This window comes from Flavobacterium alvei (assembly GCF_002920895.1).
GTDB classification, from domain to species: Bacteria; Bacteroidota; Bacteroidia; order Flavobacteriales; family Flavobacteriaceae; genus Flavobacterium; species Flavobacterium alvei.
The window spans coordinates 245,992-260,126 of record NZ_PQVG01000005.1 but is presented as its reverse complement, the minus strand read 5'-3'; the positions used below and the strand labels follow the sequence as shown (position 1 = coordinate 260,126).

At 35.2% G+C, this 14,135-nt stretch carries 13 protein-coding genes; 3 read left to right on the top strand and 10 right to left on the bottom strand.

What is annotated here, in order from left to right; translation table 11 throughout:
* Positions 1-63: 63 nt before the first annotated feature.
* From C3L50_RS10565 to C3L50_RS10555, 3 genes are all read right to left on the bottom strand, one after another.
* The gene (locus tag C3L50_RS10565; protein ID WP_103806138.1) at positions 64-834 is read right to left on the bottom strand and encodes a polysaccharide deacetylase family protein; all 771 of its coding nucleotides are present in this window, start codon (positions 832-834) and stop codon (positions 64-66) included.
* A 30-nt stretch (positions 835-864) separates the two neighbouring features.
* Positions 865-2,211, bottom strand: a complete 1,347-nt coding sequence (purB, locus tag C3L50_RS10560; protein ID WP_103806137.1) for an adenylosuccinate lyase — start codon at positions 2,209-2,211, stop codon at positions 865-867.
* Positions 2,212-2,396: 185 nt separating this feature from the next.
* Positions 2,397-3,092, bottom strand: a complete 696-nt coding sequence (locus tag C3L50_RS10555) for an SIR2 family NAD-dependent protein deacylase (RefSeq protein ID WP_103806136.1) — start codon at positions 3,090-3,092, stop codon at positions 2,397-2,399.
* Positions 3,093-3,190: 98 nt separating this feature from the next.
* On the opposite strand from C3L50_RS10555, the gene C3L50_RS10550 reads away from it, so the two are divergent.
* Entirely contained in the window at positions 3,191-3,850 is a 660-nt protein-coding gene (locus C3L50_RS10550) for a TrmH family RNA methyltransferase (protein WP_103806212.1), read from the top strand.
* Between the two features lie 141 nt (positions 3,851-3,991).
* The gene (locus tag C3L50_RS10545; protein WP_103806135.1) at positions 3,992-4,378 is read left to right on the top strand and encodes a hypothetical protein; all 387 of its coding nucleotides are present in this window, start codon (positions 3,992-3,994) and stop codon (positions 4,376-4,378) included.
* 47 nt (positions 4,379-4,425) lie between these two features.
* Here the strand turns inward: C3L50_RS10545 and C3L50_RS10540 are convergent, their stop codons facing one another.
* The 3 genes from C3L50_RS10540 to C3L50_RS10530 all read right to left on the bottom strand — a co-directional run bounded on the left by C3L50_RS10540 (position 4,426) and on the right by C3L50_RS10530 (position 7,911).
* Positions 4,426-5,193: a carboxypeptidase-like regulatory domain-containing protein gene (locus C3L50_RS10540; protein WP_103806134.1), complete on the bottom strand. Its 768-nt coding sequence runs from the start codon at positions 5,191-5,193 to the stop codon at positions 4,426-4,428.
* 116 nt (positions 5,194-5,309) lie between these two features.
* The gene (locus C3L50_RS10535) at positions 5,310-7,238 is read right to left on the bottom strand and encodes a DEAD/DEAH box helicase (RefSeq protein ID WP_103806133.1); all 1,929 of its coding nucleotides are present in this window, start codon (positions 7,236-7,238) and stop codon (positions 5,310-5,312) included.
* A 100-nt stretch (positions 7,239-7,338) separates the two neighbouring features.
* The gene (locus C3L50_RS10530) at positions 7,339-7,911 is read right to left on the bottom strand and encodes a non-canonical purine NTP diphosphatase (RefSeq protein ID WP_103806132.1); all 573 of its coding nucleotides are present in this window, start codon (positions 7,909-7,911) and stop codon (positions 7,339-7,341) included.
* A gap of 204 nt (positions 7,912-8,115) precedes the next feature.
* Here C3L50_RS10530 and C3L50_RS10525 point away from each other — a divergent pair, with 204 nt between their 5' ends.
* Positions 8,116-8,559, top strand: coding sequence for a lipocalin family protein (locus C3L50_RS10525; RefSeq protein WP_103806131.1), 444 nt, complete (start codon positions 8,116-8,118; stop codon positions 8,557-8,559).
* Between the two features lie 363 nt (positions 8,560-8,922).
* Here the strand turns inward: C3L50_RS10525 and C3L50_RS10520 are convergent, their stop codons facing one another.
* The 4 genes from C3L50_RS10520 to nuoL are packed head-to-tail and all read right to left on the bottom strand — an operon-like array spanning position 8,923 to position 14,129.
* Positions 8,923-9,249, bottom strand: coding sequence for a hypothetical protein (locus tag C3L50_RS10520; RefSeq protein ID WP_103806130.1), 327 nt, complete (start codon positions 9,247-9,249; stop codon positions 8,923-8,925).
* A 3-nt stretch (positions 9,250-9,252) separates the two neighbouring features.
* Positions 9,253-10,659, bottom strand: a complete 1,407-nt coding sequence (locus tag C3L50_RS10515) for an NADH-quinone oxidoreductase subunit N (RefSeq protein WP_243400370.1) — start codon at positions 10,657-10,659, stop codon at positions 9,253-9,255.
* 34 nt (positions 10,660-10,693) lie between these two features.
* Positions 10,694-12,190: a complex I subunit 4 family protein gene (locus C3L50_RS10510; protein WP_103806128.1), complete on the bottom strand. Its 1,497-nt coding sequence runs from the start codon at positions 12,188-12,190 to the stop codon at positions 10,694-10,696.
* 13 nt (positions 12,191-12,203) lie between these two features.
* The gene (gene nuoL / locus C3L50_RS10505; RefSeq protein ID WP_103806127.1) at positions 12,204-14,129 is read right to left on the bottom strand and encodes an NADH-quinone oxidoreductase subunit L; all 1,926 of its coding nucleotides are present in this window, start codon (positions 14,127-14,129) and stop codon (positions 12,204-12,206) included.
* Positions 14,130-14,135: the final 6 nt, after the last annotated feature.

The following is a 14,135-nucleotide window of genomic DNA, read 5'->3' as shown; positions in this document are numbered from 1 at the left end:
AAATCCCTTTGAAAATATGTTTTTAATATTTTTTCAAAGGGAATTAAATTTTATAAAATGCTTTTATTCGAATTTATTTAAATCTGATATGGTGTAAAAATTCATATTGTTACGTTTTATATATTGGCAAATGAATTCTAATGTAGCATTTTTAGTTTGATAATCACCTGTAATTATATCTGCTGTTTTGTGACTATTCAAAATCAAAATTTTATGGTTTTTCTTGGCATATTCCAATAATTTCAGCAGATGAGGGATGTTGAAGTGATTGTGTGTGTCGTCAATACTGAAGCTAAAAACTAAATTAGAGTTATTGAAATAACATCCTTGTTTAGATGCGTTTTTTTCGCAAAAAGCTCTTCCTCTTATGATTTTAAATTTTTTGAGTAAAGCTGCATCCAATGCTTGAGTTCGTCCACCATAAGGATAGGCAAAAGAGGATACATTTAGTCCATAAAATTTCATTAATTTCAACATTGGGTCAATTTCCTGATTCATATATTTGTTTATGCTGTGGATTTTGAGAAAATCAACAGCATTAATATGATTCAGTGTATGACCAGCAATTTCGTGCCCTTCCTTTTGCAATTTGAGCAGTTTTTGGATTTGGTAATGCCTTAAAGTGTTTATTTTACAAACAAAAAAAGTGCCTTTCCAACCATACTTTTTTAATTTTTGATCGGTTGCATACCATTCATTAACATAAGCATCATCAAATGACAAAATGACCCCAGCTTTATATGGTTTTTTTGTAGGTTTAGAGGTTTCATTATTGCACGAAAATAAAAGATAAAAAGCACAAAATAAAAGGGTTTTTAGAAAAGACTTCTTCATTATTATTTTGTGCTTTAAATGTGTTTTTTATTAAATCCCCAAGAAATTACTTGGTGTAATTTGCATTAATTCTGCTTTTATTTCTGCTGAAACTTCTAAAGTTTGGATGAAAGCGTGAATCGAATCTTTGGTAATCGCTTCATTAGTTCTTGTCAATCCTTTCAAGGCTTCATAAGGATTTGGATAGGCTTCACGACGCAAAATAGTTTGTATCGCTTCGGCAACAACAGCCCAGTTTTTTTCTAAATCTTCGGCAAATTTTGATTCGTTCAAAAGCAATTTGTTCAACCCTTTCAAGGTAGCTTCGAATGCGATTAAAGTATGTCCAACAGGAACTCCAATGTTTCTTAAAACGGTACTATCAGTCAAATCTCGTTGCAATCTTGAAACAGGTAATTTAGCCGAAAGGTGTTCGAAAATAGCATTGGCAATCCCTAGATTTCCTTCAGAATTTTCAAAATCAATTGGGTTTACTTTGTGTGGCATTGCCGATGAACCAATTTCGCCTGCTTTGATTTTTTGTTTGAAATATTCCATAGAAACATACGTCCAAATATCTCTGTCTAAATCAATAATAATAGTGTTGATTCTTTTCAACGCATCAAAAAAAGCAGCAAAATGATCGTAATGTTCGATTTGAGTGGTTGGAAAAGAATGGTGTAAACCTAAATTTTCTTGTACAAATTGAGTTCCAAAATTTTTCCAATCAATTTGTGGATAAGCTACGTGGTGTGCGTTGTAATTTCCAGTAGCGCCACCAAATTTTGCAGCAAACGGAATGTTGAATAACAAACGCATTTGCTCTTCTAAACGTTCTACAAAAACGCCAATTTCTTTGCCCAAACGAGTTGGCGAAGCAGGTTGCCCGTGGGTTTTTGCTAACATTGGAATCGCTTTCCATTCTACGCTTAATTCTTTCAACTTTGAAGTCAAAGCGATTAAAGACGGCATATAAACTTTTTCAAAAGCCTCTTTGGTCGAAAGAGGAATTGCTGTATTGTTGATGTCTTGTGAAGTCAATCCAAAATGGATGAATTCTTTAAATTGTGACAAACCTAATTTCTCAAAAACATCTTTGATGAAATATTCCACGGCTTTCACATCGTGGTTGGTCACTTTTTCGGTTTCTTTAATCCAAAGCGCATCTTCAGTAGAGAAATTTCTATAAATGTCACGCAAACTTTCGAAAACATTCGGGTTTACGTCTTTTAGTTGAGGTAAAGGAATTTCGCAAAGCGTAATAAAGTATTCAATTTCAACCAATACACGGTATTTGATTAAGGCTTCTTCAGAGAAATATTTAGAAAGTGAACTGGTTTTGCTTCTATATCTACCATCAATTGGCGATACGGCGTTTAATTCGTTTAAAGTTGTCATTGTTAGCGGTTTTTAGAAAGGTGCAAAAATAAGGAATAGTGTTCAGTATTCAGTATTTAGTGTTCAGTTTTTTAGATGTTTTTTGTCATTCCGATGAAGGAGGAATCTCAACTAGTTGCTTACGTTTGTAGGGATTCCTCCTTCATCGGAATGACAAATAGAACTATTTGTATTGGCTTTTTAAGTTATTCTTTCAATTTTTCAAGGTCTTTTTGAACCTTTTTCATTCCTTCTGAACCAGTTGCAGCTATGATTTTGAGGTCATTTGGCAAATCATAAATTTGCGCTGGTTTTGGGTCAATATAATAAATAGGAATATCTGGATTGGCAAAATTCATCAAACTTGCGGCTGGATATACTTGTAACGAAGTTCCAATAATGATGAGAATGTCGGCTTTTTCGACAATTGCAACGGCGTATTCCAAAGCGGGAACTTCCTCACCAAACCAAACAATGTGTGGTCGCAATTGATTGCCTTTATTATCAACATCGCCAAAATTCAAATCGGTATGCCAGTCTAAAATATAATTATAATTTTTAGTACTTCGAACTTTCAATAATTCGCCGTGAAGATGCAACACTTTCGAACTTCCTGCTTTTTCGTGCAAATTATCTACGTTTTGGGTTATGATATGCACATCGAAATCGTCCTCTAATTCGGCTAGAATAAGGTGTCCACGATTTGGATTTACTTGCTGTAATTGTTGGCGTCTTTGATTGTAAAAATCCAAAACTAACTCGGGGTTTTTATGAAAACCTTCAGGAGTAGCCACATCCATAACGTTATGACCTTCCCAAAGTCCATCGGCATCTCTGAAAGTTTGGATACCGCTCTCGGCACTGATTCCGGCTCCGGTTAGAGCAACTAGTTTCTTTTTCATATCTATCTACCGCAAATTCGCAAATTATTTAATAGAATTTAAAATTAATCAATTCAGGCTGAAAATTGTTGTTATTTTTGACAAATAATTTTATGGCTATGATTGATTTAGACTACCTCACTTTTCTTGAAAATATATTAACAGATAACCGAAAAGAACGGTTTTTGAATGTCTTGCAGAATCGCACCAAACATTTTACGGTGGTGGTAGAAGATGTTTTTCAGATGCACAATGCGAGTGCGGTGATGCGCAGTTGCGAGGTTTTTGGTATTCAGGAATTGAACGTGATTGAGCAGCGTTTTGGCAAAAGCATCGACAAAGAAATTGCTATGGGAGCACAAAAATGGGTCGATATCAATAAATTTGACAACGTGACGAATTGTATTGATTCTTTAAAAAGTCAAGGTTACCAAATTATTGCCACAACTCCTCACGAGAATGATTGTCTTTTAGAAGATTTTGATATTTCGAAACCTAGTGCATTGTTTTTTGGAACTGAACGAGATGGATTATCGGAAGAAGTTTTACAAAAAGCCGATGGTTTTCTCAAAATTCCGATGGTGGGTTTTACCGAAAGTTTGAATATTTCGGTTTCGGCGGCGATAATTATTCAAAATTTGACCAATAGATTGCGACAATCTGATATTAATTGGCATTTATCAGAAACTGAAATTTTAGAAAAGCGATTGTCTTGGGCTAAAAGTTCGATTAAAGATATTAAAAGAATAGAACAAAGGTATTATTCGGAATTCTCATGAAAGCACTGATTTTTCTAATTTTTTATCGATAAAATGCACGCTACTTGTTAATTAAAGAGTTTTTTGTCCGTTAAACGATTTTACTGTTTTATTAGAAGGAATGTTGATAAGTTTGTATCAGAATTTTAAACTCATCTAATCATGAATTCTAAAAATGTTTTTAGTACAACATACCGACAAGATTATTTTAAGGGGTATTCAATTGGGCAAAATCCTTTATTGCAAATAGATCCTAACAATAATAGTTTTGGTTATATTTCTGGATTTAATTCAGGAAGAATGGATTATGAGGAAATGAATGGGCAAATTGCAAAAGGCATTCCCAAGAGAATTGTTACCATCAAAATTTTAGAGGAATTTCTTCTTGCAGGTCTTCTTGGATTAGGGATAGAAGAAACAGATGATTTTACGTCCTATCAATTAAATGTCATTGGAAAATGGTATCAGAGTGGTGTGGAGAAATATGACCCAGAACAAAGTAATTATCTTTTTGAAATCTTAGAAAGCAGAGGGATTCAAATTGTTTAATTTTTGGGTTAAGAATTAATAAAAAATAATTTAGCCTAAATTATTATTTATTTTCTTTTCAAGATTTTATATTCTTCATAACAGGAGCTAATAGCATCCAAAATTTGCAGATCATTAGCAGTTTTTACAAAAGATTCTGAGTAATTGCATCGTTCTAGAATTTCTGCAAGTTCCTTTTTATCTACACCAAGAAGTGCCGCAACTGTTTCACGGTCGTATTTAGTTTCCAAAAGATTTCTAACCGTATCATCTTTTTTCATTTCTTTCAACCTTTTGAGTTCGGTTGGTTTTTTACCAAAAAAGTTATACAACGCATCGGCAGGATTAAATATTGAACCCATCACTTTTCCGAAAGCATTTGGCGAATATTCTCCAGCTTCATAACCCTCTGTCAAGCCTGAAATGCTATAGCGATAGTTTTCTTTTACAGGAATTAATTTAGAATCCACTTCGATATACCCCGTTAAATTATAACGTCCTACTATTACTTCTTCGAGAGCATAAGCTTTTTCAGTGAGTTGGATTTTAGTTATTTTATTTTTTAGCCAATCGTTTGTGACTCTAATTCTCAAAGATTGATATCCAATGCTAGTAATGTGTAAAGTGTCATTTACAGAAACAGCCAATTCAAAATTTCCTTTTTCGTCGGTAGTTGTTCCTCTTACTTTGTTGATATTGATAATGTTTACATTGGGAATAGGGAATTTTGTATTATCGTTGATAATAGTTCCACTAACAGTTTGTGTCGGTTCAATAACTTGAGCAAAAGTGATTGAGGTGAGTATTAAAAAAAAGAAAACTACAAAATATTTCATAAACTGATTTAAAACTTTAAAAGTAATAAAACGGGATTAAATATTTTGTAGTTTCAATATAATTATAAGAAAATTAACAGTAGCTATAATTACAAATCTATAATCAGTACTTTTTCTTAGCTTCTTCTTGGTCTTCTTTCTCTTGGAGCGTCACCAAAACTTTGAGAACGTCTCGCTGGTCTTTCAGAAGAACCACCTTCACGTCTTGGAGCATCTGATGATCTTGGAGATCTGTCTGAAAAACCGCCGGTTCTTGGAGCTGACGCACTTCTTTCGCTTCTAAATCCACCTTCTCTTGAACCTCTTTCACTTCTGAATCCGCCTTCACGTCTTGGAGCAAAGTTTCCTTCACGTCTTGGAGCAGAACTTCTTCCACCACCAAAACCTCCAGAGTTTCTTCCGTTGTGATCACGTCTTCCGCCACCATCATTTTTAGAAATCTCCACATTGATTCTACGCCCTTCAAGTTGTACGTTGTTCAATATTTCCATAACTCTTTCGGTGTGTTCTGGTTCGGTGTTAAAGAAAGAAAACCCTTCTTTTACATCTACTTTGAAAACGTCATCGCGACCTAAGTCTAATGTTTCTTTCAAATAATCTTTCAATGACATCCAATCGAAATTGTCTCTAGAGCCAATGTTTACAAAGTATCTTGTAGCACCGCCATTATTGTTTTCTCTAGGTTCTCTATCATCGCGTTCACGTCTGTCTGAACCAGCAGATTGAGATGAAATATCTCTGTTTTTCTTGTAGTAATTGATAAAACGGTTGAATTCTACAGAAACCATTTTCTTGATCAATTCTTCTTTAGATAAATCTTCTAATACATTATTGATAGCTGGTAAGTAGTTGTCAATTTCGTGATCTACTTCGGTGTCTTTAATCTTAGTAGCCAAGTGCAATAATTGAATTTCGCAGATTTCGATTCCAGATGGAATGGCTTTTTCTTCAAATTTCTGTTTGATGATTCTTTCTATAGCCGAAATTTTTCGTATCTCACTTTTGGTTACAATAACGATAGAAGTTCCCAATTTTCCAGCACGACCTGTACGACCTGAACGGTGATTGTAAGTTTCTATTTCGTCTGGCAATTGATAGTTTACTACGTGAGTTACATTGTCAACATCAATTCCACGAGCAGCAACGTCAGTAGCTACAAGCATTTGAATTTGACGTCCTCTAAAAGATTTCATTACGCCATCACGTTGTGCTTGCGATAAATCTCCGTGCAAAGCAGCAGCGCTGTAACCATCTTCAATTAATTTTTCGGCAACCGCTTGTGTATCCCGTTTTGTTCTACAAAAAACTACTGAGAAAATGTCTGGATTAGCATCGGCCAATCTTTTCAAAGCTTCGTAACGATCACGAGCATTTACTAAGTAAAATTCGTGTGAAACGGTAGCTGAACCTGAATTTTTTGCACCAACTGTTATTTCTAACGGATTGTGCATAAATTGTTTAGCAATACGGGCTACTTCTTGTGGCATTGTAGCCGAGAATAACCAAGTGCTTTTTTCGTCTGGTGTAGTTGATAGGATGTTTACGATATCTTCATAGAAACCCATATTCAACATTTCGTCTGCTTCGTCAAGAATGCAGTAATTAATTTGAGTAATGTTGACCAATCCTCTGTTAATCATGTCTTGCATTCTACCTGGAGTAGCCACAATAATTTGCGCACCTCTTTTGATGTCTCTAGCCTGTTCTGTAATACTCGCACCACCATAAACAGCCACTACATTAATACCTTTTTCGTATTTTGAGTAGTTCTTCAATTCGTTTGTAATTTGCAAACATAGTTCGCGGGTAGGTGATAAGATTAACGCCTGTGTATTTCTGTTGTCGGCATCAATTTTTTGAATGACTGGAAAACCAAAAGCTGCCGTTTTCCCTGTCCCTGTCTGAGCCAACGCAACTAAATCTGTGTCTTGTTCCAATAATAGGGGAATCGCTTTCTCCTGTACTTCGGTCGGATTCTCAAATCCTAGATCGATAATCGCACGTTGTAGCGACTCACTCAATCCTAATTGTTCAAATTTATTCATATATGTTTTTAAAATTTGGTGCAAAAGTACTGCTAATAAATGAGATAATCTAATGTAAAATTTAGATTTACCATTTTATTGTCATTTGAAAATCAATTAGTTAGTTTTTTAAGAAGGCGATAAGTTGCTCTGTTGCCTTGCCACGATGGCTGATGGCACCTTTTTCTACGAGCGAAAGTTGTGCAAAAGTGACATCAAAACCTTCTGGTTTAAAGATAGGATCATAGCCAAAACCTTGATTTCCTGTTTTTTCTATTGTAATTTCCCCTTTTGCGATTCCTGTGAAACACTGCTGTTTGCCTTTTAGGTTTAAGGCAATTACGGTTTTAAACTGAGCATTTCTATTCGGTTCTCCTGTCAAAGTCTTTAATAATTTATTCATATTATCGTCCGAATTGCGTTGTTCTCCGGCATATCGAGCCGAGAAAACGCCAGGTTCACCGTTTAGCGCTTCTACTTCTAGTCCAGTATCGTCTGCAAAGCAATCGTAGCCGTATTTTTCAGTCACATAATTGGCTTTCATAATTGCATTTTCTTCGATAGTTGTAGCAGTTTCTGGAATTTCTTCGAAACATCCAATACTTTCGAGGCTAATAATTTCGATAGTTTGAGGAAGCATTTGTTGAACTTCAAGGATTTTATTTTTGTTATTGGTTGCAAAAACGATTTTCATAATTCAGTTTTAATTGGATAAAGAACAAAGGTATCTTATTTTTAAAATGGTTTTGTGAAACTCAATTGTAATTTATTATATCAATATTTATAAAAACCTAAGTTTTAACTTAATATTTATCGTTATTGTAGTTAATGAACTGATTTGTTTTTTGGTTGGATATTTTTTAATTATTATTGTAGCGCTAACCCAATTTGAAAAACAATGAAAAAACAAAGTATTTTATTCCTTTTGACATTAATTATAGGAACAGTTTTTACTTCTTGCACTAAAGATATTAGTGGTCCTGTAGATATGAATTATCTAGAAGGAAAATGGAATTTCAATAAATCAACTGCTTCTTCAAGCGGTTTTACTATTCCTTACTCAACAGATTATTTAAAAAATGAAGATGGATGTAATAAAGATTATGTCGAATTTATTACTGGAGGTATAGTTAGATTTGGTGATTATAAACCCAATTGTGTTTTTGAAGAAAAAATTGGGACTTGGTCTCAAAATGGAAATAGTATTATAATAAATGTTGTAGGTTCTAATTTTAATGGCACTTTTGATGTAGCAAGTCTTTCTGCAAACGAGTTAATATTAAAAATTGATGGAACCTATGGTGGGAAATCGGGAACATTAAATCTCTATTTTGCGAAATAACTTGTGGCTGTATTATTTTTTATACAAAAGATGAATACAAACTTAATTTGGTGTTAAAATATTGAAAAACAGTGTTATTAATCGAAATTAATCGTAAATTTAGGTGTGATTCTGATTAATTACTTGAGCATATAATATCATAAATATTTAATATTAGAAAAAGTATCTCAATAGTCAGCTATATTTAAGGTTTAAGTGTAAGTTAGATAATGATAAATCAGAATTTACAAATGGGAGGTCTGTAAAAAGGCCTCCTTTTTTGTGTTAGATATTCAGAATCACTTTTCAATAAAAAAACCAATCTATTACTAGATTGGCTTTCTGGGTTTTGGTTAATTTAATTTTGGTTGGTTAATATAAAATTTATGAATTCTTCCAATACATTGGGTTGGTTTCGGTAGTTCTTTGAAACCAATAATCCTGGGTTACTCTGTGTCCGTCTGGAGTTTTCATTTTTCTTTCGAAAATCCAGATGGTGGGATTGAAAACCATATCGGTAACTGCAACTGTATATAATTGAGGATCTTCTTCCGCTTTTTTCTTTTCTTCTTCTAAAACCACTTCAAAGCCATTGTGCTCTAAGAGTTGTTTCAAGAAATCTTTTCGAATTTCGTCAACGCCTTTTTCAACAAAAGTGACTCTTGTTTCTCCAATGCTTCCAAATGAATGTTTTCCGTCTAATGATGCCATAACTTATTTATTAAAAATGGTACTTAATTCAAAAATGTAATCGTACAATGGGCTGTATAATCCTAGAATAAGAATACCCAAAACGGTGAGTATTAATCCCAATCTCATATAAATTTTGTTCTTGAAAAATGGAATCGGATTGTCACTTCTTCTGATGAACATGGCTCTTACTACTAATAAATAGTAATAAAGCGAGATGGTTACATTAACTACCGCCAAGAAAACCAATAGGTAATAGCCTTTGCTTGCGGCTGCTGTGAAAAGGAAAAACTTCCCAAAAAATCCTGCCACTGGTGGAATTCCAGCCAAAGAGAACAAGGCCAACATCATTACCAAACTCAAGTTAGGATTGGTTCTGTACAAACCGTTGTAATCGTCTCTGTTTTCTTTGCCTGTTTGCAAGGAAATGGCTTGAACCACACCAAAAGCGGCCAAATTAGTGAATACATAAACTAGTACAAAATAAACGATTGTGGCTGTTCCTAATTGTGTTCCTGTGATTAAACCCAACAAAATAAATCCAGCTTGTGCAATGGATGAAAAGGCCAAGAATCGTTTCATGTTTTGTTGGCGCAAAGCAAATAAATTACCGATAAACATTGTTGCTAATGCTACCACATAAATAATGTTTTCCCAAACGTGCATCAATGGTTTTAGAACGGTAAATAATAAAATCATCAAGATGAAAGCCGCAGCTCCTTTTGAAATTACGGATAAATAGGAAGCCACACCAATGGGGGCACCTTCATACACATCGGCTGTCCAAAAGTGAAAGGGAACTAAAGAAATTTTGAATGCCAATCCAGAGAAAAACAATACAAAACCTAATATTGTAAAGTTCGTTGAAGTTAAAACGCTTGTAATGTCAGCGAAATAAATCGATCCTGTGGCAGCATACAAAAGAGAGATTCCGAATAAGGATGTTCCCGATGCCAATCCTGCTGAAAGAATGAATTTTACACCCGCTTCACTCGAAATTCTTTTGGAAGTTTCCCAAGCTACCAAAGCGGCTACAGGCAAAGTAGATAATTCCAATCCGATGTAAAACATTAGAAAATCACCTGCCGAAATCATAAAATACATTCCCAAAAGAGAAGAAAATAGCAACATAAAGAATTCATTTCCTTTGTTTAACGGCACCATTTTTTCTTGAATCCAATCGGCTGATTGAAGTAGGACAATCAAAACACCTACATTAAGTGCATTTTTGAAAAAGTGAATGAGTGAATTCGTGCGAAACATTCCGCCAAATAAACTCGCTTCTTCAATGGCAAAAAAGCCGATAATAGTGTGAATCCCAAATAAAAATAAAGCAAGATGCGTAAGTGTACCTTTTTTGTTTTTATGGATGAAAATTTCGCCTACAACCAACAATAATAAAATTGTCAAGAGGAAAATTTCTTGTCTCATTGCGATAAAACTGTTCAAATTCATTTTCGTTATTTTATAAATGATTTAATACTCCTTGAATAAAAGGTTGGATACTATCCATTGTCATATCGCTCAACCAAAGTGGAGCAACACCCATACCAAGCATTGGAATTAATAGTAGCAAAATACCTGTAATTTCGAACCAAGTTGCTTTTGGTAAATTTAAATATTCGTCGTTTTTGACTTCTCCCATTAGCATAATTCCTAATACTCGAAGAATGTAAACCGCCGTTACCACAATGGCCGAAACTGAAATTATGGTCGCTACTCTGTAAAACATTCCTTCGTGTTGAAAAGCTCCGACAAAGATGTTCATTTCAGCAATGAAACCGCTAAATCCAGGCAATCCTAATGAAGCCATTCCAGCAATTACATAAATTACGGATATAAAAGGCATTACTTTCAATAAACCTCCTAGTTTGGTGATGTCTCTAGTGTGGGTTCTTCCGTAAATCATCCCGATTAAGGCGAAGAATAAGGCAGTCATAAATCCGTGGGAAAGCGATTGTAAAATAGCTCCGTTCCAAGCAGTTTTATTCAACATCAACAAGGCGAACAACACCATTCCCAAGTGACTCACAGAGGAATAAGCATTAATGTATTTCAAATCGGTTTGTTTTAACGCTCCAAAAGCACCATAAATGACTCCTGTTGCCGATAAAATGATGAAAAACCAAGACCATTCAATGGCTCCCAAAGGCAATAAAAACATAGCAATCCTGAAAACACCATAACCTCCCAATTTCATCAAAACGCCTGCATGCAGCATTGATACCGCTGTTGGTGCCGAAGCGTGACCATCAGGTGACCAAGTATGAAAAGGAAATAAAGCACCCAATACAGCAAAGCCAACAAAAGTCAAAGGGAAAAATAATTTCTGTGCTTCGAATGGAATGTGCACTTTAGCTATTTCCAAAATATTAAACGTTAAAGCGCCACCATCGGCATTCGAATTGAAATAAATTCCTAGAACGCCCACCATCAAAACGGCTGAAGCTCCCATCAGCATCAAAGTCAACTTCATTGCCGAATATTCTTTGGGTCCTGAGCCCCAAATTCCAATCAACAAATACATTGGGATTACAGCAATTTCGTAGAATACAAACATTGTAAACAAATCGATGGAAATGAAGAAGCCGTAAACTCCCGTGGCCAAAACCAAAAGAGAAACAAAGAATTCTTTGGGCAAATCGTCGGTTTTCCAAGAAATGAAAACACCGGCTAATACTACTATTGCAGTCAACAATAGCAAGGCAACCGAAATTCCATCAACTCCAATGGCATAATGCACATTGAAATTTTTAAACCAAACATAATCTTGAGTGAAAAGCATCACGCTTTTATCGACCGCTCTTTCTCTAAAATAAGCAAAAAGTAAATTGATAGCCATTCCGAGTTGAATGAAACTTCCAATCATTGAAATCAATCGAGCCTGTTTCAAGCCTTTGGAGAAAACCAAAGCTAAAACCGTGAGAACAGGTACAATTACAAAAAGTGATAAAATATCCATATTAATTGATTTGTTATGTCCATAAATAAATGAAAACCAAAGCGACAACTACAACTCCCGAAACAAAAAACATAGCATAATCTTGTAATCGACCGGATTGCAATCCTTTTATTTTTTCAGAAATGATGACCGTTTTGTTTCCAATGCCTTCCATCGTTCCATCCACATATTTCTTGTCGAACTTGGCTATTGGTGCTGAAATTAGATTGAAAATGATTTTTCTAGTAATGAAAAGGTAGAGTTCGTCGAAATAGAATTTGTGGAAAGTCCATTTGTAAAACATCCCAAAAGCATTGGAAAATCGTTCGGCCAAATCATTTTCTTTTTTATAGAAAATCCAAGCCAGAATAATTCCGACTAATCCCGTTCCAACAGCAACGGCTGCTAATGGTAAATCCAAATGTCCTTCAAATCCCGCTTTGTCTGCAGTTATAAATTCGCTGAACGGAATAAATCCTGCCACAATACTCATAATTGCCAAGAACAACAAAGGAAATGCCATAGACATTGGCGATTCGTGCGGTTCGTGATGGTATTTGGTTTCCTTGCCCCAAAAGATGCCAAAATAAAGTCGGAACATATAAAAAGCAGTTAATCCTGCAACGAAAAGTCCAACAAAATAAAGCAATTGATTTTTTTCGAAAGCAGCAACCAAGATTTCATCTTTACTCCAAAACCCTGCGAATGGTGGCACTCCAGCAATCGCTAAAGCTGCGATTAAGAAAGTAATATTGGTGATTGGCATATACTTGCGCAAACTTCCCATATCTTTCAAATAATTGCTGTGAACAGCGTGAATTACGGAACCAGCTCCCAAGAATAATAAAGCTTTAAACATAGCATGAGTGAACAAATGAAACATAGACGCCATATAACCAACTCCCTCGTGACCTTTGTAACTTGAAACACCTAAAGCCAACATCATATAACCTATTTGCGACATAGTCGAAAAAGCCAAAACTCGTTTGATATCGGTTTGTGTGAGGGCAATTATTGCGGCAAACAACGAAGAAAAAGCACCTACATAAGCCACGATATTAAGTGCAAAACCATCTTCCACAAAGTAATACATCGGGAATAATCTTGCTACCAAATACACTCCAGCCACAACCATTGTTGCTGCGTGAATCAAGGCCGAAACCGGTGTTGGACCTTCCATTGCATCGGGTAACCAAATGTGTAACGGGAACATCGCCGATTTTCCAGCGCCTCCCATAAATATTAAAATCAAAGCCCAAGTAATTACCGATAATCCCATAAAGGAAGAAGCTCCCCACTGAAAAAGTAATCCTTCGCCTTCGGGATTCACAGCATTTAAGGTTTGGAAATCAAAAGTACCAGCGTAATAACCCACTATCAAAATTCCGATCAAGAAGCCAAAATCAGCAAAACGAGTTACGATAAAAGCCTTTTTTGCTGCTGCCACAGCCGAAGTTTTGGTGTAATAATAACCAATCAACAAGAAGGAGGAAACTCCCACCAATTCCCAGAAAATATAGATTTGGAAAAGGTTGGTTGCTAAAACTAATCCCAACATCGAAAAGGAAAACAGCGATAAATAAGCAAAGAATTTGGTATAACCAGCATCGCCGTGCATATAACCTCGGCTGTAAATGTGTACCATCAAGGAAATGGTGGTCACCACGATGAGCATCATTACCGAAATGGGATCAATCAAAATTCCCATATCAATGTGTAAGGTGTCGGTGAAGTTCATCCAAACTGTTTTTTCGACAAAAGTTGGGTAAACTCCATCTACTTTTCCACTCACGAAAAAGTATTGATAAGCCGCATAATAAGACAATGCAGCCGAAGTTGCTAATCCTAAAACGCCAATATAACCCGAAACGGCTGGTTTGATTTGTTGGTTAAAGATTCCCAATAGCAAGAAAACGGCTAGCGGAATCAACGGAATAAATACTATATAAGAGATGTCCATAGTTGA